Source organism: Dawidia soli, from assembly GCF_018598185.1.
GTDB classification, from domain to species: domain Bacteria; phylum Bacteroidota; class Bacteroidia; order Cytophagales; family Cyclobacteriaceae; genus Ohtaekwangia; species Ohtaekwangia soli.
Genome location: NZ_JAHESC010000009.1, coordinates 1 through 20,239 on the forward strand (window position 1 = coordinate 1; position 20,239 = coordinate 20,239).

At 54.0% G+C, this 20,239-nt stretch carries 18 protein-coding genes and 1 pseudogene; 3 read left to right on the forward strand and 16 right to left on the reverse strand.

What is annotated here, in order from left to right; all coding sequences use genetic code 11:
• Positions 1 to 357, reverse strand: a pseudogene (locus tag KK078_RS07970) (hypothetical protein); the annotation flags it as partial.
• Positions 341 to 1,036, reverse strand: a complete 696-nt coding sequence (locus KK078_RS07975) for a hypothetical protein (RefSeq protein WP_254089725.1) — start codon at positions 1,034 to 1,036, stop codon at positions 341 to 343. The pseudogene KK078_RS07970 and the gene KK078_RS07975, both read right to left, overlap by 17 nt.
• A gap of 81 nt (positions 1,037 to 1,117) precedes the next feature.
• Between KK078_RS07975 and KK078_RS07980 the strand changes: the two genes are divergently transcribed.
• Positions 1,118 to 1,684, forward strand: a complete 567-nt coding sequence (locus KK078_RS07980) for a beta/alpha barrel domain-containing protein (RefSeq protein ID WP_254089726.1) — start codon at positions 1,118 to 1,120, stop codon at positions 1,682 to 1,684.
• 7 nt (positions 1,685 to 1,691) lie between these two features.
• On the opposite strand, the gene KK078_RS07985 is transcribed toward KK078_RS07980, so the two are convergent.
• The 14 genes from KK078_RS07985 to KK078_RS08050 form a co-directional block, all read right to left on the reverse strand.
• Positions 1,692 to 2,393, reverse strand: coding sequence for a response regulator transcription factor (locus KK078_RS07985; protein ID WP_254089727.1), 702 nt, complete (start codon positions 2,391 to 2,393; stop codon positions 1,692 to 1,694).
• Between the two features lie 82 nt (positions 2,394 to 2,475).
• The gene (locus tag KK078_RS07990) at positions 2,476 to 3,465 is read right to left on the reverse strand and encodes a glycosyltransferase family protein (protein ID WP_254089728.1); all 990 of its coding nucleotides are present in this window, start codon (positions 3,463 to 3,465) and stop codon (positions 2,476 to 2,478) included.
• Positions 3,462 to 4,322, reverse strand: a complete 861-nt coding sequence (locus KK078_RS07995; RefSeq protein WP_254089729.1) for a UDP-2,3-diacylglucosamine diphosphatase — start codon at positions 4,320 to 4,322, stop codon at positions 3,462 to 3,464. The genes KK078_RS07990 and KK078_RS07995 overlap by 4 nt, the downstream gene beginning before the upstream one ends.
• 282 nt (positions 4,323 to 4,604) lie before the next feature.
• The gene (locus KK078_RS08000) at positions 4,605 to 5,030 is read right to left on the reverse strand and encodes a PRC-barrel domain-containing protein (protein WP_254089730.1); all 426 of its coding nucleotides are present in this window, start codon (positions 5,028 to 5,030) and stop codon (positions 4,605 to 4,607) included.
• Positions 5,031 to 5,080: 50 nt separating this feature from the next.
• Positions 5,081 to 5,584 (reverse strand): tetratricopeptide repeat protein, encoded by a 504-nt coding sequence (locus tag KK078_RS08005; RefSeq protein WP_254089731.1) that lies wholly within the window; start codon positions 5,582 to 5,584, stop codon positions 5,081 to 5,083.
• An 18-nt stretch (positions 5,585 to 5,602) separates the two neighbouring features.
• Positions 5,603 to 6,256, reverse strand: coding sequence for a tRNA (guanosine(46)-N7)-methyltransferase TrmB (gene trmB, locus KK078_RS08010; protein ID WP_254089732.1), 654 nt, complete (start codon positions 6,254 to 6,256; stop codon positions 5,603 to 5,605).
• A gap of 21 nt (positions 6,257 to 6,277) precedes the next feature.
• Positions 6,278 to 7,576, reverse strand: a complete 1,299-nt coding sequence (locus KK078_RS08015) for a bifunctional folylpolyglutamate synthase/dihydrofolate synthase (RefSeq protein WP_254089733.1) — start codon at positions 7,574 to 7,576, stop codon at positions 6,278 to 6,280.
• Between the two features lie 8 nt (positions 7,577 to 7,584).
• Positions 7,585 to 8,484 (reverse strand): energy transducer TonB, encoded by a 900-nt coding sequence (locus tag KK078_RS08020; protein ID WP_254089734.1) that lies wholly within the window; start codon positions 8,482 to 8,484, stop codon positions 7,585 to 7,587.
• Positions 8,485 to 8,508: 24 nt separating this feature from the next.
• Positions 8,509 to 9,303: a DUF4366 domain-containing protein gene (locus tag KK078_RS08025; RefSeq protein ID WP_254089735.1), complete on the reverse strand. Its 795-nt coding sequence runs from the start codon at positions 9,301 to 9,303 to the stop codon at positions 8,509 to 8,511.
• A 98-nt stretch (positions 9,304 to 9,401) separates the two neighbouring features.
• The gene (locus KK078_RS08030; protein WP_254089736.1) at positions 9,402 to 11,057 is read right to left on the reverse strand and encodes a TonB-dependent receptor; all 1,656 of its coding nucleotides are present in this window, start codon (positions 11,055 to 11,057) and stop codon (positions 9,402 to 9,404) included.
• 22 nt (positions 11,058 to 11,079) lie between these two features.
• Positions 11,080 to 14,112: a tetratricopeptide repeat protein gene (locus KK078_RS08035; protein WP_254089737.1), complete on the reverse strand. Its 3,033-nt coding sequence runs from the start codon at positions 14,110 to 14,112 to the stop codon at positions 11,080 to 11,082.
• Positions 14,113 to 14,275: 163 nt separating this feature from the next.
• Entirely contained in the window at positions 14,276 to 15,298 is a 1,023-nt protein-coding gene (gene holA / locus KK078_RS08040; RefSeq protein ID WP_254089738.1) for a DNA polymerase III subunit delta, read from the reverse strand.
• Between the two features lie 220 nt (positions 15,299 to 15,518).
• Positions 15,519 to 16,079, reverse strand: a complete 561-nt coding sequence (locus tag KK078_RS08045; RefSeq protein ID WP_254089739.1) for a rhomboid family intramembrane serine protease — start codon at positions 16,077 to 16,079, stop codon at positions 15,519 to 15,521.
• Positions 16,080 to 16,165: 86 nt separating this feature from the next.
• Entirely contained in the window at positions 16,166 to 16,630 is a 465-nt protein-coding gene (locus KK078_RS08050) for a hypothetical protein (protein ID WP_254089740.1), read from the reverse strand.
• A gap of 281 nt (positions 16,631 to 16,911) precedes the next feature.
• Between KK078_RS08050 and KK078_RS08055 the strand changes: the two genes are divergently transcribed.
• Both KK078_RS08055 and KK078_RS08060 read left to right on the forward strand, forming a co-directional pair.
• Positions 16,912 to 18,273: a sigma-54-dependent transcriptional regulator gene (locus KK078_RS08055; RefSeq protein WP_254089741.1), complete on the forward strand. Its 1,362-nt coding sequence runs from the start codon at positions 16,912 to 16,914 to the stop codon at positions 18,271 to 18,273.
• 1 nt (position 18,274) lies between these two features.
• A complete protein-coding gene (locus KK078_RS08060) occupies positions 18,275 to 20,197 on the forward strand; it encodes a PAS domain-containing hybrid sensor histidine kinase/response regulator (protein WP_254089742.1) in 1,923 nt (640 codons plus the stop codon).
• The last annotated feature ends 42 nt before the right edge of the window (positions 20,198 to 20,239 follow it).

A 20,239-nucleotide genomic window follows, 5' to 3' on the forward strand; every position in this document is an offset into this window, starting at 1 on the left:
CGTATTATGTGTATAAGAGACTGCCGCATGGGTGCGCAATGCCGGCACCAATGCGGCATCACATTGTACCAACACGGCGTTCATCCATCGCGACCGAAAAAACACATCGGCCCCCACGCCGCGCACCGCCGACACGTTCGTTTCCAATACGGGCAGGTCGCGTTCTTCAACCGCAATGCCCTGCCGAACGCGGCGGTCGACCGCCGGTCGAGAAAGAAATTGTAAAGGCGACGAAATGGAATAGGGACTCCCCTGCTTATCCTTAAACACAACAACATACCGGTTCACCTGGGCGTGCAACGGTACAGCCAGCACCATAAGAAACCAAATCGCTATCAGGCTATTCCGTTTTGCCATATTCTTTCAGCCACTGTTTATAAATAATGCCCTGTTCAACCAGTTGTTGCGCCAGGCACGACGGCTGCGTACAGTAGCTCAGTTGCGTCGTCTCCTTGTATATCAGGCCGATCCCGGCCGCATAGACCTCCTTTTGCTGGTCCAGAAAAACAATAAAATCCTTGTTGTCACGCTGCAACACCGTCAGGCAATCGTCAAAGTGTTGCCCCCCCCGGATCTGCCCCTGCCCCAACGAATCCAACCGGTAATCTTCGGCCTCACCGCTATTGTACAAATTGCCATTCCATACCTGCCCATCGTAGGGCGGAAAGCGCAACTTGACATACGGCGTGTTCTCCTCCTGCACGATCAGCGCGTCCGCGGTACGTCGCGCCGACCACGTGTCGAGATACGTCCAGGCAGCCTCGCCCGGCAGGCGCTTGCTGCGGTACAGCACATACGTCGAATCGCCGGCAGCATCGACAAAGACGTCCACCGTTTTCACCTGCAGCGTGTACCGCGCCGTGTCGGGGTCGCGCAGCGTGTAGGTGATCTCCACGACGTCGTAGAGCTGGTAGTGGCCGACGGTCAGCGGAAAGTAGCGGTACCCCTTGTCGGGAACACCGGCATCGTCGCCGGAATCGCACGACATCAGCGCCAGAAACACCATCGAGGACAGAAAACCGGCAAAAAATTTCACTGATTAGTCATTTTTATTTAAATCCGCGCTCGAATCTGAACGTAAGCCGTTCAAAGTTATTTTTTCCCGGGCATTAAAGCTATGGCATTAAGAACATTCGTAAAAGTAGGAAGCATCACCAACCTGAGCGACGCGCGGTATTGCGCCGGCATGGGCGCCGACCTGTTGGGATTCAGGGTGGTACCCGGTCGTGACAATCACATTACACCAAAACAATACCAGGAAATACGCGGTTGGGTGACAGGCCCGCAGATCGTAGCCGAGCTCTACGGCATGTCCGATGCCGCGATGTGGTCGGGCATCCAGGAAGACTACCGCCCAGACATGGTGGAATTAAGCCTGCACGAACTGTCGATCCTATCGGGTGAGCCACCACTGCCTTACATCCTGGCCCTGGCGCCGGGTGAGCAAATGCCCGCCGGCAGCAATCCGGCCTATGTGCTGATCGATCCCGACGACCCGGCCCTGCTGAAGCTCGCTGAAAAATACCCGGTGCTGGTCATGGTGCAGCAAACATCATTGGTGCAGTCGTTGCTCGACGGCGGCAGCATGAAAGGCCTCGCACTCCAGGGCGGCACGGAAGACCGCCCCGGCCTGCGCGAATACAACGAGCTGGCCGAGATCCTCGAGATGCTCGATACAGACTAACGGTAACTTACCGGATAAGAAGCCGATAGCGATTATCGCTCAAGCGATGAATGAGGTCTAACCCCAGCTTCTTACGAAGACTTTGGATATACACATCGATGGATGTGTCGAACAAATAGATCTCCGACCCCCAGATGTTCTGCAACAGGTTCTCTTGTGATATGACCTTATGGGGATTCTGCGCAAAAAAGAATAACAGCTCAAATTCGGGGCGGCTCAGCGTGATCTCATCGTCGTCGTTGATCATAACCGATGTCGACTTCCGGTGGATCTTCAGGTTGCCGATCTTCAATTCCGGAATGCTCTTGCGGATGACAAAGTTGCGCTTTAGCACCGTTGCCACTTTGTAGGTCAATGCCCGTAACCCGATCACTTTTTCAATGTAATCGTCACCCCCCGTGTCGAGGGCTGCTTCGTGGTAATAATGTTCGGATTTGGCGGAGAGAAAGAAGATATAAATGTCTTCAAAGCGCTTGATGGAACGCAGCTCGCGGCAGATCTCGATGCCGTTAGGGTGTGGCATCATGATGTCCAGAATAATCAGATCCGGGGAAAATGCCAATGCAGCCTTTACGGCATCCTGACTTTCGTCAATACCCTTTACGTGGAAACCTTCTTTTTCGAGGTTGTATTCCAGCAACTCCAGGATGTCCCTGTCATCGTCTACCACCAGTATCCGGAAACTCCTCTTGTCATTCTTATCACGCATATCATTTTCGCTTAGGAAAAATAGCGTGACAAGGTTATCCGGTCATTACAGGCACGTTACGAAGGCATGAAGTTTTAAAATGTCAGCGGCGTGCCGCGTCGATCGCGCGGGCTACAGCTTCGGCTGTGGTGTTCGGGTAGTCTACCGTTACGCGGTCGGATGTCTCGATCCATTCCACGATCTTTTCGATGTTCTTTTTCTTCACCTTCTTCAGGATCGGCACCCCCAGTTTTTCCAACGACGCAGCATTGTAGTGCTGTTCCAGCTGCGACTTCATCGGCACCACCATCAGCTTCTTACCAAGGTACAACGCCTCGGCTGGAGTCTCAAAGCCTGCGCCGCACAGTACACCCTTGGCCGATGTCATGCTGCGTGCAAAGTCATCCTTGCTGACGGGGTATACCGAAAGCTTGCCGACATGATAGGGCTTGCGGGCATGTTTGGAAAAGATATGCCACTCGATCTGCGGTATGCGGGCCAGGATCGGAACCAGCTTGCGGTCGTCATACGACGGCAGGTATACCGTATAGTGTTCCTTCTCCACCGGCTTTTGCTCGCGCACCGCCGAGCGGATCACCGGCGTAAAGATGTTATCGTCGTAGCGTTCAAAGTGAAACGATACATGGTGGTCTACCGGCGCGTAGTTATGCAGGACCCACTCGCCCACCGGGTCCATCTTGCGCGGCTTGGGCACGCGGGGCGACAACAACGCCGACTGGTGGCTCAACCCCACACAGGGGATTTCGCGTTTCCGCGCCGCCCAGGCCGAAATGGGCTCAAAATCGTTGATCACCAGGTCATACTTCTCGATCGGAAACTTCTTGATCTCCTTGTATACATCCTTCGAGCTGTTTTGCTTGAAGGTCTTCAGAAAGTCGATGCCACCGTTTTTGCCAAAGAAGAAGCTCAGGCCTTTGGATTTATACTTCACGGGGTACGCCAGCTTGATATCGGCCTGGGCGCCGCTTACAAAGAGGTCGAGCTCTCCATATTGCTGCAGGATCGGCACAACATCTTCCGCGCGAGCAATGTGTCCGTTGCCGGTGCCCTGGATGGCAAATAATATTCTCACTTCTTGACGGTTAAAAATTCATTGACAAGGTCGCGAAAAATTTCGTCGTTGTCGAGCCTGTCACCCCGAAAACGCTTCGGTAACTTCACGCTCTGGGCCACCTTGTCTTCCGCATACCGGTAAATGCGCCAGCCCGTACGCGGGTCGTATTCCAGGCACGACAGATTCTCGATCCAGTCGCCCGAGTTCAGGTATATCACCTCCCCTTTCTCAGTCTGGATCTTGCGGATCTCTGGCTGGTGAATATGGCCGCACACCACGTAATCATAACCATTGTCGATGGCGATCTCCGCGGCCGTCTCCTCAAACTTATTGATGAACTTTACGGCAGACTTCACGCTGTCTTTCACCCGCTTGGAGAGAGAGATCTTCTCGCGCCCCACCCGGTTAAGACACCAGTTAACAAAGGTGTTGATCAGGATCAACGTATCATAGCCAATGGCCCCCAGCTTGGCCAGCCACTTGGAGTGTTGCATCGTTACGTCGAACACGTCGCCATGAAACACCCAGGCCCGTTTACCGGCCAGCTTTAATACCACCTTGTTGCCGATGTGAAACGACCCAAGCCGAAGCCCTGCAAACTTGCGCAACATTTCGTCATGGTTGCCCGTCAGGTAGATCACTTTCGTGTTCTTGGCCAACAGCCCCATGATGTGTTTGATCACCTGCATATGCGACTTCGGCCAATACCGCTTGCTGAACTGCCACATATCGATGATGTCGCCATTCAGGATCAGACGTTTCGGGCGTATAGTCTTGAGGTAGCGTAGAAGTTCCTGGGCGTGGCAGCCGTATGTGCCTAAATGTATATCGGACAGTATGACGAGCTCTACGTCACGCTTCTTTTTTTTGCCCATACCTCGTTTTCATGAACCCGGCGTATCAGCGCACACCGGTCTTCAAACCTAAAAGAAAAGTTAACAGTATAAAAATACCACGGGCAGGTTAATTGACTATGCCCGGAATATTAAAAAATCATTATCCAGCGCATAAATCAACTGGTTATCAGTTAATTACAACGTACCATGATCATCTTACCGACACCGAAAAGGCCCCGGATAAAAACAAAAAAAGCGCGGGTTTGAGCAACCCGCGCCACCGTTGTGTAAAGCTCCGGCCGTGCCGGTGTATCTGTCACATCAATATGGTTCCGTACCGGTATTAGAGCCCATAAAACCGCCCCAATACGTGCCCGCATCCTCCAGGCTATGATCGTTGGTTTCAGGCCAATGGTCTTTATCAAAACCCGGCGCATTTTTCAACGTTTCCTTGTCCTGATCCAATACAAAAGCCTGATTCTTGGGATCGATCTGCAAGAGCCGGTACGGAATGGCAAACAGCTTCTCGCCCAGGCCCAGGAACCCGCCGCACTCCAGCACTACGTATTGGATCCTGCCCTCACGAACATCGAGCATGATGTCCTTGATATCCCCCAGCTTTTCACCTGCAGGATTATACACGTCATCGCCAATGACCGACGACGCGGTCAGGTACTTCACGGGAAGGTTGGGATGCACCCCTTCGTGGTTGCGCCCCGTAAGGTTGTCTTGATTGTATCTGTTCATGACAAAAAGGTTTTGTCACGAGCCGGTAAAAACCGTGCCGGCTACAGCATTCAAACCACCAGGTTCTTTTTGCGCTCACACCGGTTGATGGATTCCACGGCCGAATCGATGGTTTTAGAATCGAAGGAGTTCTGAATGTGCAGCCGAAAGTAATGAATGGCATCGTCGTAACGTCCCTGAACTTCGCGCATCATGCCGTACTCGTTGTACAACGTGGCGTAGTTGATGCCCGGCACTTTCAACGCCAGGCCGAGAATGATCTCCAGCTCGTCGTGTTTGCGCAGGGCCGCCAGGCAGTAACAATAATTGTAATACGCCGCCGCATATCCCGGGGCAAACTTCACAGCCAGACGGTAGTGCTCTTCGGCACGATCATAATTTTTGAACTTGGTTTCATATAACCATCCCAGGTGGTTGTGCGCCTTGCCAAAGTCGGGCGCCTCGGCCAGGATATCGTCCAGCATCTGTGCCGCCTCGCGCAACTGCCCTTCGCTGATCAACCGGTCGGCCGCCAGAAAACGCTCTTCCAGTTCGTAGTTTGTTTCCTCGTGCATATAGAGATGGGTATGTCTTTAAAAGTGGAACCGCAGGTATTTTATCGTCTCGCCCTTCGCCGCAAACGCCTCTTCATACCGCGTTTTGATGTCAAAACACTCCGGCCGCAAGGGCGACTCGTACACACGGTCCGTATACTGCAGATCGTGAATATCCGTACGCAGCTGCAGCTCTTCCAATGTATAAGCAAAGAGTAATGTGTTATCCGTTTTAAACCGCAAATAGCCCCCCGGCTTCAGCAGACGCTTGTAGATGTCCAGGAATCGCGGGCTCGTCAGCCGTCGCTTGATGTCGCGCTTGCGCGGACGCGGGTCAGGAAACGTAAGCCAGATCTCATCTACTTCACCGGCTTCAAAGAAATTTTCGATCAGCACGATCTGCGTACGCAGGAACGCCACATTGGAAAGCCCCTGCTCTTCTGCCAGTGTACTGCCTTTCCAGATGCGCTCGCCTTTCATATCCACACCGACAAAATTCCGCTCCGGAAACAGTTTGCCCAGCCCCACCGAATACTCGCCACGGCCACACGCCAGTTCGATCGTCAGCGGTTTGTTATTCTTAAAGTGGCCTTCGCGCCAGTTCCCTTTTATCGAGTTGTAATTCGCCTTTGTCGGCTCAATGACATTATCCCGCCCCTCAATGATCCGGAATCTCTCTTGCTTGCGTTTCACTTGCTAAATATTAATGATCGATCAGATGCCCGCCAGGTCGGCCACAACAAAGGTACTGCCTCCGACAAAGATCATGTCGTCGGGGCCGGCGTTGGCCTTTGCCTGCGCCAGTGCCTCGTTCACGTCGCGCACTACCGCACCGTGCAGCCCCTCGGCCCGCGCCTGCGCCGCCAATGCCTCGGCGTCCAGCGCCCGCGGAATGCTGGCCTGGCAAAAATAATAGTTCGCGTCCGTTGGCAAAAGGTGAAGTACGTGGTGAATGTCTTTGTCCTTCACCATCCCTATGACCATCCACAACCGCGTATAGTCCTGCAGGCGGATTTGACGTACAACCTCGGCGATACCGTCGGCATTGTGCCCTGTGTCGCAAACGATCAGCGGATGCTGCCCCAGTATTTGCCAACGTCCCTTTAATCCCGTCAACGGCATCACGTGCCCCGTGCCCGCACGGATGTGCCCGGTGGTGATCGCCCATCCCTGCCGTTGCAGCTCTTCCACGGCGGCGAGTACACCCAGTATATTCTTTTGTTGATAAAGACCTTGCAGATCGAGGGGCAGCCCCTCGAACAGACATACACCGTCGCGGTATACATCCAACGCCGAAGCACCCGCGCCGGACGCACGCACACTGTACCGATCGGGTGCAAACAACAACGGCGCAGACTCCCGTTCGGCTTTGGCTATAAATACTTCGTCCGTTTCCGGCTGGTGCTGGCTGATCACAACCGGCACCCCGGGTTTAATGATGCCCGCCTTTTCGGCTGCGATCCTGGGCAACGTGTCACCCAGGATATCCTGGTGGTCCCAGCCGATATTGGTAATGACCGAAAGTACCGGGTTGATGACGTTGGTCGAATCCAATCGGCCCCCCAGGCCCACTTCGATCACCGCCACGTCAACTTGTTGCTGGGCAAAATAGTCAAAGGCCATGGCAACGGTAAGCTCAAAGAAAGAAGGCTGAATAGCCTCCGCCACCGTGCGAATGCGATTGACGAAACCGATCACAAAAGCCTCTTCCACCGGCAGGCCCGAAACACGAATGCGTTCGGTAAAAGATTTTAAATGCGGAGAAGTATAGAGCCCTGTTTTATAGCCGGCCGATTGTAAGATCGCCGCCAGCGTATGAGAAGTACTCCCCTTGCCGTTAGTACCCGCCACGTGGATCGTCTGGAATCGCTCTTGAGGATTACCGAGCGCCGCGCATAAAGCAAGCGTATTCTTCAGATCGGGTTTGAGCGCGGCGGCACCCACCCGTTGAAACATCGGGAGGTTGGCGTATAGATATTCCAATACCTCAGCGTAAGAAACAAAGGTGGACATGGTGCTTGTTACCGGGATCGCACCACAAAGGTAATTTTACCACGCGAGAGCTGCGGCACATTGGCACCTGTACGCGAAAATGTCAGGCGCTCCACAGCAGCACGACAAGCCTTTGCGGCGTCCGGGCTCAGGCTGTTTTCAGTGATCGTGATCTTTTCCAGTTCGCCGTCAGCGTTCACTACGATATCAAATACAATGCGGCCTGTTTCGTTGTTGGGTACGCTCGGGCGGGGGATCTCATCCCAGGTCCAGCCATCCAGCGACAGGCTGGAGCCGTCGCCACCATTACCATTGCCCTGCTTACCGTATAATGCCTTGGCATCCAGCGAACCTTCCGGGTTTCCTTTGTCACCGGTTTTACCTTTATCATCGCCGTGGCTGCCTGGGGTGCCGGCACGGCCTTCGGAAGTCTTGTTTGTGCTGTTCGTTTGTCCGGAGGGATTATACACCGCATTCGGATTTACCTCCTCCTTGGGCTTCTGCTCCTCTTTCTTCGCTTCAGGCTTCTTCGTTTCGGTAGGTTTCACCTGCGGAGTCTCCACCGGGCGCTTGGTCTCCTTCTTTTCTTCTTTGACGATCGCCGGAGCATCTTCCTCTTCCGAGGTCACCATCTTCTCGTCAACCTGCTCTTTGGGAGCAGCCGGTGGCGGTGTCGCTTCCGGCATTTCTGTGCGTTTGGGCTCTTCCGCCTGGGTGCCGCCAGAACCTACCGGCGTTTGCGGTTGCACATCGCCTCCCCCTTCGGTGTCCAGGCCGAAGTTCAATTCAACACCCGGCTCGCCACCGTACGGTGGATCGGGCGTACGCCAGGCCACAATAAAGAACATAGCCAGCAAGGCCACGGCATGGATGCCAACCGAGGCCAAAAAGGCCACCTGTTCGTTCTTTCGTTCCTCTCGCGATGTCATACCCGATGTATAGCAAAAATGGTGCTAGTAACGCACCACCCAAATTTCGTTCCCATAGTCGCCACCTTTCATGCCGTCGGCAGTCGCCTGCGCATCTGCATAGGTGTCCTTCACGTCTACCGCCAGACGGCTGAACTGGGTCTTGCCAAACGGCGGAATAATGCGGCATACCACGCCGTTCTTGCTCAGCTTCTGCGCGTAGTCCATGATCAGATCGTCGTCGATCGCGCTGGCGACCACCACGTAGTAACGGCCGGTGCGATCGGTCAATGCCTCTACGCTGCCTTCCTTCGGCGCCAGATTCGCCAGGGAGTCGGCACGACGACGTTCGTCTTCCTCGCGCTGGGCCGCCTGTGCGGCCGCCAGATCCGCGGCTCGTTTATCCGCCGCCCGCTTATCGGCCTCGGCTTGCGCAGCGGCCTCCGCTGCCTGCTGACGCGGACGTTCAATACCAAAGTACCAATACGCACCGCCGCCGACAACCACCAGGATCAGCAACGTGATCAGTACCTTCGGCCATACCGGGGCAGGCTCATCTTCTTCGTACGTATGAACAGGGGCATAAGCGGGATCCTCATCCAATACTTCCTCATCATGGCCAGATACCGGCTCGACATACTCCGGCTCGATCGTCTCTTCCTGCTGGGAAGAGTACGATGTATGCGTGCTGGCGGCAGGCTCCTCCTTCGGTGTGGAGGTATCCCGGTTCAGCGGCTCATACTCTACTTCCGGAAGACCAAAGTTGTCGTCTGATTCCTGATGGATGTTGTCAGTATTTTCGGATGATTGTTCGTCGCTTAGCTTCTTTCTTCTTGCCATGTTCTGGTAGTTAGATTTGTAAGAAAATGGTCATTCAGACAAAAATAAGCGAAATTTTGACCATCGCAAAAATCCTGTACGACTCAGACCGATCTTACTTAAAAGCTCCACGTGATTCCGGCCAGAGCCTGGAAGCCTCGCACGGGGTAATGCAGGAAGCGCGGGTACTTGTTCGAGGTGATATTGTTCAACTGAACGAACGCTGAGAACGTCGGCGAGAACAGATACTCGGCCTTGGCGTTCAGGTCAAACGCCCCATCCAGCTTTACGGTCTTATCCTGGGTCGCATCGTACGCCTTCATCCCCCCTTGCGCGATCAGGTCCGCCGACAGAATGATCTTCTGGTATATATTGTATGAAGCATTGGCCGTCAGCTTGGTCGTCGGGCGATGATACACCTCGTCCAGGTCGCCGGCGTTATAGCCGTAGAAGTCACCGCGCAGCATGAACTTCACCTGCTCCGACTGCGCATAGCTCAACGCCGCATAGAGGTTGGTACGTTTAACGGTACCTTTGTCATACACCGTATAGAACTTCTCCTGATCTTCCACCCCATTCACATACGAGTACAGGTTCTTCAACGTCGACAGCGACAAGCCGGCATGCGCCGCTACTTTGTTACCCAGGCGGGCGTTGATGCCTACACCAAAGTCAAGTGTTTTGTTCGTATGGAAAACCGCGATATCCGGCGCTACCCACAGGTTCTCATACGATAAAGTCTGCAACGACACTTTTTCAATCCCCCCCGTCAGGAAAGCCACCGCGTCCACGGTCGGGCTAAGCGGATATGTCGCCCGCACGTCCGGATATACGTGCAGGTCTTTCGAATCGATAGAATCGTTTTCATACGCCACCACAAATCCGACGCTGAGCTTGAGATCTTCCGCCGCGGGAAAGTTATAGGTTGGGTTCACCACAAACAGGCTCCGGGGCTTGGCATCGATGTGCGCGTCCTTGCGGGTGATGACGGTATAGTCCGCCTTCAGACCGAGCTTGGAGTCCTCATCGATCTCGTACGAGGCCCCGAAGTTGAGGCCTACCTCGGTCTCACGGGCATCGAACTTGTCCGCCAGGTAGCTAAAGCCAGCACCGAGCTTGTAGGCAAAGTCGGAGTTTTTAGCGTTGGAAATAGCGCCCGCCAGCTTAAAGATATTATAGGCCTGTTTCAGCGTATCACGGCTCACCGGTACATCTTCCGGATAGCCATAAAAATGGGTGGTGCGATTCTCGAAGCCGACATTTCCCGACAGCGCAATCGCTTCGCTAAACGAGCTACCCGCCAGCGAGATGCCCGTCGTGCCACTGCCTGAATTCTTGCCGTCGACCGGGCCTTTCCCCGAGCTGTGATGGTACAAATAGGCCCCCAGCAGCTTGTTCTTATCCTTACGGGTATTGAGGTATGCCTCCAGCAACGGCGACGAGTAATTGCCATACCCCAACCGCAGATAACCGCCATGCACATCGCGCGAAGTCTCCTGCTTGAGTTTGAGCGGACGCATCTGCGTCGTTACCTGCGGCGCCTGGAAGCTGAACGACTGAAAGTCGTACGTCATCGGGCCCTTGATATTCTCTGCCGGCCGGGGCGGGATCTTTTCAAAGTTCCGGTTTGCCTTGCGCAACGTATTCTCCCGTACCTTCTCGATCACTATTTCCCGGGACTCCAGCTCGCCGGTTTCATCCTGCGCCAGGGCGCCAAACGATAAGCCCACCAGCATCAGCATCAGGGCAGATATTTTTAGAGTACGATATATCATTCCTTTCAAGGTCAGCAAATCATCAATTGTTTTCGAGCGTGTCGGCATCCAGCGCCTTTTGTTTTTCAGCCTCCGTCTGCTCCAGTTGCTTGAGCTTCGTCCTGGCTTCGTCCTTGACGGCCTGCAGGGGGAACTTGTCGATCAGCGACTGCAGCGTGGCCCGCGCCTGGAAGACATTATTCTGGGCCACAAAGTTGTCAGACATCAGCAGGAACGCCTTCCCCACCCATACCTCGTACGCCGCAAAGTCATTAGACAAGCTCACCAGCGTCTCATAGCATTGTTTGTATTCCTTTTGCGTATAGAACACCTTTGCCAGCAGGTATTTCGCCTCCGCGCCATATTCGTCGCGCGCGGCGTTCAGGGTATTCAGGAACTCATCCTTTGCCGTATCATAGTCCCCGCGCGCCAGGGCCGTCTTGCCCAGGTACAACGACGCCTTGTTCTGCGCACCGGCATTGATATTACCCCGCTCGATGATCGTACGCGCATAAACGTCGGCCGAGTCATACTGCGCTTGCAGGTAAAATGACTCCATGAGCCCCGACCAGGCGTTGTATTGCTCCTTTTTATTGACCGCCATGCGCTCCAGGCGATGATATGCCGAAATCGCCTCGGCATAGCGGTTCTGCGTAAAGTTGATCTCGGCCATGCGCGCCACCACCCGGCTGCCCATGGTAAAGGTGCGGTCGTTGCTCAAGCTGGTGTAGATCGGCATGGCCTTGTCAAACTCTTGCAACCGGAAGTGCGACTCCGCCATGTAGTAATTCGCTTCCTGCGCGTGCGACGTCTGCGGATACGACGACAGGAAGTTCCGCAGGCTCACCATCGCCTTCTGGTATTGCTGGTCGAAATAGAGGTTCTTGGCAGCTTCGTATTCAACGCTCTCCAGGCTGGTGTTCGACGGGTTGGCCCGCTTGAATTGCGCCAGGTAGTTTTCGAAATCGCCTGACCGCCCCGCCAGGTTCAGCGCCTCTTGCAACGGCATCAAAGCCTCCTGCGCCGCCGGGTGGTTCGGGAACTGCTGAATAACCGTAACATAGTCCTGAATAGCCTTATCCGGCTGCTTCAGGTTGGAATACGAGGCCGCCCGGCGCATATAGGCGTGTGGCAGGTACGGCGACGAAGGGCTCTCGCGGATCAGCGTCGACAGGCCATCCACCGAGGCAGTATAGTTGCCTTGCTCGATCTCGTACTGCGCACGCTGAAAGATCGCCTCGTCACGGTATTGCGACTTGGGATAATTCCGGATCAGCTCTGTAAACTGGTTGCGGGCCTCGGCATACTTGCGCTGAATGCCGTTCATAATACCTCCCTGCAACAATACATAGTCGTGCTCCGACGAGCTCATCGCCTTTGCGCGGTTATAGGTATTCAACGCCTCGTCGTATTGTTTGCTTACATAATAACAATCTGCCAGGCGGATCATCCCGTCGGCATAGTTGGGCGTGTTCTTGCTGCCTTTGTTGACAAACTCCCGGAAGTTTACCAGCGCCTTGTCGTACCCCTTGGTATTGTAAAACGCATAGCCCAGACCGTAACGCGTCTTCAACGCCACCTCGGCATCGGCCGCGGCACCCAGGTTGACAACCTTCTGGTAATGCGGAATGGCCTCGGTATAGCGCTCACTGACCGAGTAGGCCTCGGCGATCCAGAAGCTGGCCAGCGCCGTATACTTCGGATCGCTCGGGTATTCCAGCGACTTGGTGAAATACTGGATCGCCCCGGCATAATCTTCTTTATTAAAGAGCTCGGACCCCTTCAGGTACGCCGCCTTCTGATACGCCTGGTTCACATAACTATTGCGCGAAGGCAGCGCCTCGATGTACTCGATCGCCTTGTTAAAGTTATTGCCATTGATATAGGCCTGTGCCAGCAACTCTTTGGCCTCGTTGGCGTGCACTCCTGTCGGAGCGTTTTTCAAGTACCGCTCAAACTCGGCAACCGCCTGGTCCTGCTTGCCGGCATCATACGATACCTTGGCAAACTGGAAGGCGCTTTCCTCTGCCAGCGATGCATCCTTGGGGTTCTTGCGGGCATAGTCAAAGGCGTTTAGCGCCAGCGGCTTGTTCCCTTGCTTCAGGTGCAGAATGCCCAGGTAATACGACGCATAATAGCTTACCGTGTCCTTTGAGGCCGCCGCTTTTTCCAGGAACTCGATGCCACGGGCGGTATTGCCGGTAGCATAGTGCGCATAGCCGGCCCGGAACAGCAGGCCACTTTCGGCTTTGGCGTTGTTGGTAAAGTACTTTTCATATGCCTCGATGGCCTTCTTAAAGTCGCCCTTATAATAATACGCCTCCGCCACTAGCATCGAGATCTCTTCGGCATGGGTCAGGTCGGTACGCGACTTGAGCTGGTTGGCATACTCGATCAGGGTGTCGTAGCGCTTCTGCCGGTAATATACGTTGGCGATCAGTGTCGGCACGATGGGGGCATACGACGGACTGGTCTCCGCCTTCTTCAGGTCTGTCAGCGCTTCGTCAAACTGGCCCTTGGAGTATTCAATAAAACCGGCATAATAATTCGACGCCGCCGTGTACGAGTTGCTCTGACGTTTTACAAAGTTGAATTGCTCCAACGCCTCGTCGAGCTTCTTCTGGTTGAAGTAGCTATAGCCCCATTTGAAGTGGCCCTCGGCCTGCTGGTCGGCCGTCAGCGCCGGAAAGTTAACCTTCTTAAAGTAGTTCGAGGACTTTGTAAAATTACCTTCGCCGTAAAACGATACCGCCAGGTCATAATACGCGGTCGATGCCTTGGGGCTCGACGGATAGCGATCGATAAAGTCGTCGATCAGCTTCTCGCCGTCGCGGTGCCCCAGGTTCAACGCGCTGAAGGCTACATAATATTCCGCTTCACCGCGGCGGGGATCGAGGGGCGGCGCCTGCGCCAGGAATTCAGAGAATACCTGCCGGGCCGCGCCATAGTTCGAATGCTCCAGCAATTCCGTGCCGCGATGATAAAGCTTCTCGACATTCTGCTGCGAGAGCTGATCCTGGGCCAGCACACTGGACGCGATACAAGCAAAGAACAAAAGGGCTATATACCTGTGCATGAGTTCGGGATACGATTTAAGATTAAACAGCGCTGCCAAAATTTTATTGCAAATAAAGAACCAAAAAAGCGCCTAAAAAAATAGAGTACGCTGTCCACACGGACTTAAATATAGTGCCACACTATACGAATGTGCAACTATATAGCAGATTTGCTTCGTGTGATCAATGCATCAGACGCCATACCAACTCCCGGAAGATCTGCCCGTCGTCGGCAGAACCCGTGTTGACACCTTTCAACTTCAGGTCGGCATCTTTAATGCTGGAGATGTTATCGATGATCTTAGAGACAGGATATTGACGTAAAGCCAAGCTGTAATCACGTACAGCATAGGGGCTCACTTTCAGTTCACTAGCCAAACCTTTATCAGACTTGTCAGAAGCCTGGCTTGCCATCAATGCCTTGCTGAAGAACGAGAACAGGTAGGCCACCGCCGGTATCATCGGGCTCTTCTTGGTATTGCTTTCAAAGTAGTTAACGATCTTGTTGGCCAGTAACGTATCGCGTTGCAGGATGGCCTTCTGCAATTCAAAAATGTTGTATTCTTTACTCACCCCCACCTGTGCCATCACGCGCTCGGCGGTAATGCTTTCGCCCGGCGGCAGCGAGATCACCAGCTTGTCAACCTCGTTGGCCAGGCGGTTCAGATCGTTGCCGACAAACTCGCACAAGGCCTGCATGGCCCGGTCGTCCATGGCGATCTTCTTCTCCTTGACATAATCGGACACGAACTCCGGCAACTGGTTGTCGTATAGCTTCTTGGTGTTGATCGTCACCGCCAGCTGATCGATCTTCTTCCCAAGCTCTTTGCGTTTATCGAGGCTCTTGTGTTTGTGACAAAATACCAGCACCGTACTCGGCACCGGCTTGGAGAGATAATCCAGCAGCAGCTTCGCGCCGATGTCCTTACCCAGGTCCTGAATATCCTGTGCCTCTTTTACAATCACCACCTGCCGTTCCGACATCATGGGAAATCGCCGCGCATGCGTCAGGATCGTCGCCATCGTCACGTCCTTGCCATACACCACTACCTGGTTAAAGCCCCGCTCGCCATCCGACAGCACGTGACCCTCCACATAATCGGCCACGACATCGATGTAAAAGGTCTCCTCCCCCTGCAAAAAATACACCGGGGCATATTTCCGCCCTTTCAGGTCGGTCATGATCTTTTTGACAGCTGCATCCATACGCGTAGAAACCGCAAATATGAAATAAAATGAGGATTTTGCTATCTTTGCGCACGTAAGTTTATTCTCACAACACCGTTTTGATCCATCACGTTACAGTGACCTTTTAGCGACCATACAGCGACCTTATAGCGACCTTATAGCGATATTCAGCCATACCAAAGCCATACATAAGCAAGGGATAAGCCGCAGCAACGTTATCCCAAACCTATCAAAAGATTCAAACCTTCTTCTGTTTCGCAAACGTAACCGCGGTAACAATTCCGACCAGCGCCCCCGCAAAATGAGACTCCCACGAAATCCGCGGATCACTCGGCAGCACGCCATAAAACACCCCGCCATACAACAACAGAACGATCACACTGATAAACAACGACAGAAAATCCCGCCTGAAAATCCCAAAAAAGATCAGAAAGAACGCCAGCCCATACACCACGCCACTGGCCCCGATGTGATTCGCCGGCCGCGCGAACAACCACACCAGCACGTTCGTCCAGAAATAGGCGCGCAGGAAAACCACACCGCCGATCCGCGGATAAAAGAAGAACAACACCCAGCCCAAAAACAACACCGGGATGGTGTTCGAGACCAGGTGCAACAAGTCGCCGTGAATAAGAGGCCCGGCCAGAATGCCGATCAGGCCATGCAGACTACGGGGCTGGATACCATACCAGCTCAGGGGCAGGCCAAAGATGACCTCCACATAAAACGCCAGCCACATCAGGAATACAAACCGGATGGGCACTACCGAACTTCCAAAAAACGAGGGTTCTGAAGCCATAAGGGTCACACGCGGGGCAAATCCCCCGGGGTGCAAAGATGGAAATTGTACGCTCACATGAAAGCCACCCGGCGTACAAAGACGCACTAACTTTTGCCAGGATCGACGATCATCGGCAATGCCGCGTAACGAGCCTCTTCCGGACTTACACGCTTCATGCCCAGCAGGCCGCCTGACGACGACGCGATGCGGCTCGCCAGGTTCTTCAACATGGTATAATAGGCGGAAGCAAAGACACGGTCGAGCTTGGGCCAAAGCTGGTTCAGGCCCTGCAGCTCTTCCACGATCAGCGGCGTGCGCTGCGTAGACTCGTACGGATAGCTTTGAATCAGGATCTTGATCTTATCTTCGAAGTCTTCCGCCATGATGGTGAAGAATCCCGAAAGCACCGAGGCGCTTTCTTTTTGTTTACGGGCCACGGCAATCGCCTCTTTGATCTCTTTCCGGTCAATGTGGCCATCGGCGCCGGCCACCAGGATACACACCAGCACCGGTGCGCGCAAGATCAGCTCAGCTTCAGCATCTGTTAGTTTATCGAGCTGCGGAATCATAGGGAATGTTAACGTACTCATAAGTCGTACCCACTAAACCCAATCACCGTGCCAGTACATCACAACGTCGTTTCCAGGCCGTAGGCGCGTTCCGACACCAGGCATCAGTGCCCAGTATCGGACGCGGTATCCCATAAAGGTAACTGTTCATTAGACACATATCAAGCGCCTTTTTATCTCGGGTAAACGAAAAAACCAGGGTTTTTCAGGGGGTGATTACAATTACCGTCTTTGGCTGTTGCCGTATTGCAGGTTATATTTACTTTTTGAACTCGTAGCCCATGTACGACAAAGACCCCGTAAAAATTTTTGTAGTCGAAGACGATCCGGCTTACACCAAATTTCTCAAATACGTCCTGGAATTAAACCCCGATTATGAAGTAGAGTTCTATACATCCGGCAAGGATTGCCTGGCCAACCTGTATAAGAACCCTGCTGTCGTAACCCTGGACTATTCTCTGCCCGACATGCCGGGCGAAAAGGTGCTCAGCCAGATCCGGGGCCATGACCCCAATATCAATGTCATTATCGTTTCGGCGCAGGAGAAGATCCACACCGCGGTGGAACTGCTCAAATCCGGCGCGTATGACTACATTCCCAAAGATCAGGAGACCAAGGACCGGCTGCTGAACTCCATCAACCATGCCCGGAACAAGACCTCGCTCATCCGCGAGATCGACCACCTCAAAAAAGAGATCTCTGAGAAGTACGAGTTTGAAAAGAGCATCATCGGCACCAGCCCCGCCATCAAACGCATTTTTGCGTTGCTGGAAAAGGCCGTCCAAACCAATATCTCCGTCAGCATCTCGGGCGAAACCGGCACGGGCAAAGAACTGGTGGCGAAAGCCATCCACTACAACTGCAAGCGCAAGAACAAACCGTTCGTCGCGGTCAACATTGCCGCCATTCCACGCGACCTGATCGAGAGCGAGCTCTTCGGTCACGAGAAAGGCGCCTTTACGGGCGCCGTAACGCGTCGCATCGGCAAGTTCGAAGAAGCCGAAGGCGGCACCATCTTTCTGGATGAGATCGGCGAGATGGACCCGAACCTGCAGGCTAAATTGTTGCGCGTATTACAGGAGCGCGAAGTGACCCGCATCGGCGGCAACCAGGTCATCAAATTGGATGTCCGGATCATCGTCGCCACGCACAAAGACCTGGCAGAAGAAGTAAAAGCCAACCGCTTCCGCGAAGACCTGTATTATCGCTTGCTGGGCCTGCCCGTCCACCTGCCGCCGTTGCGCGAGCGCGGGCAGGATGTGATCCTGATCGCCAAACACTTCCTCGATCAGTTTGCGCACGACAACCAGCTGCGCAAATTCAAGATCAGCCCCGAAGCACAGGAAAAGCTGCTCCAGTACCCCTTCCCCGGTAACATCCGCGAATTGAAGTCGATCATCGAGCTGTCGGCCGTCATGGCCGAGGAGCAAGACATCCGTCCGCAAGACATCAGCTTCAACAGCACCACCCGCATGGAGTCGTTCCTGTACCAGGAAATGACCATGCAGGAATTTATGTACCGCATCATTCGTCACTACCTGAATAAATACGATAACAATGTGCTGGAGGTAGCACATAAGCTCGATATCGGAAAATCATCCCTGTATCGATACCTCAAGGAAATGGAGACGAGCGGTATATAGGATGAAGATTCAGCAGTACGTCAACAAAGGGTCGTTTTACAAAGCCGTAGTAGAAGATGGTTCCGATGTGATCTTTATAGTAGACTTCAGCGGAAACATCCGATACCACAATGCGTCGGCCTCACAGACCCTGGGCTACCGGTCGAAGAGCCTCATCGGCAAAAGCTTTTTTGAGTTCATCCGCCCCTCTACCCTGGCCGAGCTGCAACAGAAATTCAAAGAAAGCCAGAAACGCGCCTATACTGAAAAGGTGGAGTTCCAGTTCCTCTGCCGCGACCAGACCTACCGCTTCCTGGAATTCAACGCCATCAACCTCAAACACAAAGAAGGCCTGCCCGGCTTCATCCTCGACTGCCGCGACATTACCCAACGCAAGAAGGACGAAGCCGAGCTTGTGCGGCTGCAAAAAGCCAAGGAACAGTTTCTGGCCAACATCAGCCATGAAATACGCACCCCCATCAACGGCATTGCAGGCATGGTAAACCTGCTGAGCCAGAACCCCAGCCCCGACGAGCACGAAACCTACCTGAACGCCATCAAGCACTCGGCCGAAAACCTGAAGGTGATCATCAACGACATCCTCGACCTGGCGGCCATCGAGTCCGGCAAGCTGCGCTTTGAGAAGATCGCCTTTAACCTGACCGACCTGTTGCCGTCGCTGATCAGCACCTTTACCTACCAGGCCAAAGAAAAGAAGATCGCGCTCGCCTATGATATCGATGAGAAGCTGAACAAGATCCTGATGGGCGACCCCGTGCGGTTAAACCAGATCCTGATCAACCTCATCAGCAACGCCGTAAAGTTCACCCACACGGGTTCCATCCGCGTGCAGTGTACGGCCGAGCGTGAACAGCGCAAGGTCTGCTGGGTGCGCGTAGAGGTATCGGACACCGGTGTAGGCATACCCGAAGAAAAACTGGCCACCATCTTTGAAAGCTTCAGCCAGGCGGACGAGAGCGTGACACGCCGCTACGGCGGCACCGGACTGGGCCTGACCATCGTGCGGCAGCTGGTCGAGCTCCAGGATGGCAAGATCCATGTCGTCAGCAAAGAGCATCAGGGCTCGACCTTTATCGTGACCATCCCCTACCCCATTGGCCAGGTTAACGACATCATGCCGCAGATGCCGCGCCTCGACAAACCCCAGCCGTCCGTCAACACCTCACAGCTGCGTGTGTTGCTGGTGGAAGACAATGACATCAACCGGCTATACGCCAAGAGCATCCTCAAGAACTGGCAATGTTATATCGACGTGGCCGAGAACGGTCTGGTGGCCATCGAGAAGATCAAGAACAACGCGTTCGACGTCGTACTGATGGATGTACAAATGCCTGTGATGGATGGCTACGAAGCCACCAAGGCGATCCGCCTGATGGAGCTGGCCTCTGAGCTGCCCATCATCGCACTCACGGCCAACGCTACCGTAAAAGATGTAGAGAAATGTTTTGCCGCCGGCATGAACGATTATCTGCCGAAGCCTTTTACGCCCGAAGATCTGTATCGCAAACTGTTTGACGATCTCAAAATAAAACCCCTCAACCACCCGCGACCGCTCCCTGCGCTGGCGCCGGAACCCGAGGGCGTACTATACAACCTCTCCTACCTGCGCAATGTCTCCGGCAACAACGAAGACTTTATACGTGAGATGGTCTCGACGTTTGTCCAGACCATACCGCCTGTGCTGACCGAAATGCAGAAGTGTCTTCAGGAAAAGGAATGGGTGCGGCTCTCCCGCCTCATCCACCAGATAAAACCATCGTTCATCCTCCTTGGCATCGATGCCCTGCGCGCCGACATCCTCTTCATCGAAGAGAACAGCAAAGCCGAAACGAACCTGTCCAAGGTCACACAGATGACCAAGACGTTCATCGGCCGCTGCAACGTCATCTTGCCACAGCTCTCCCGTGACATCCTCCTGGCCTAGTCCCGGGTGCCGCACAAAAAAGGGAAGGTCCTAAGCCTTCCC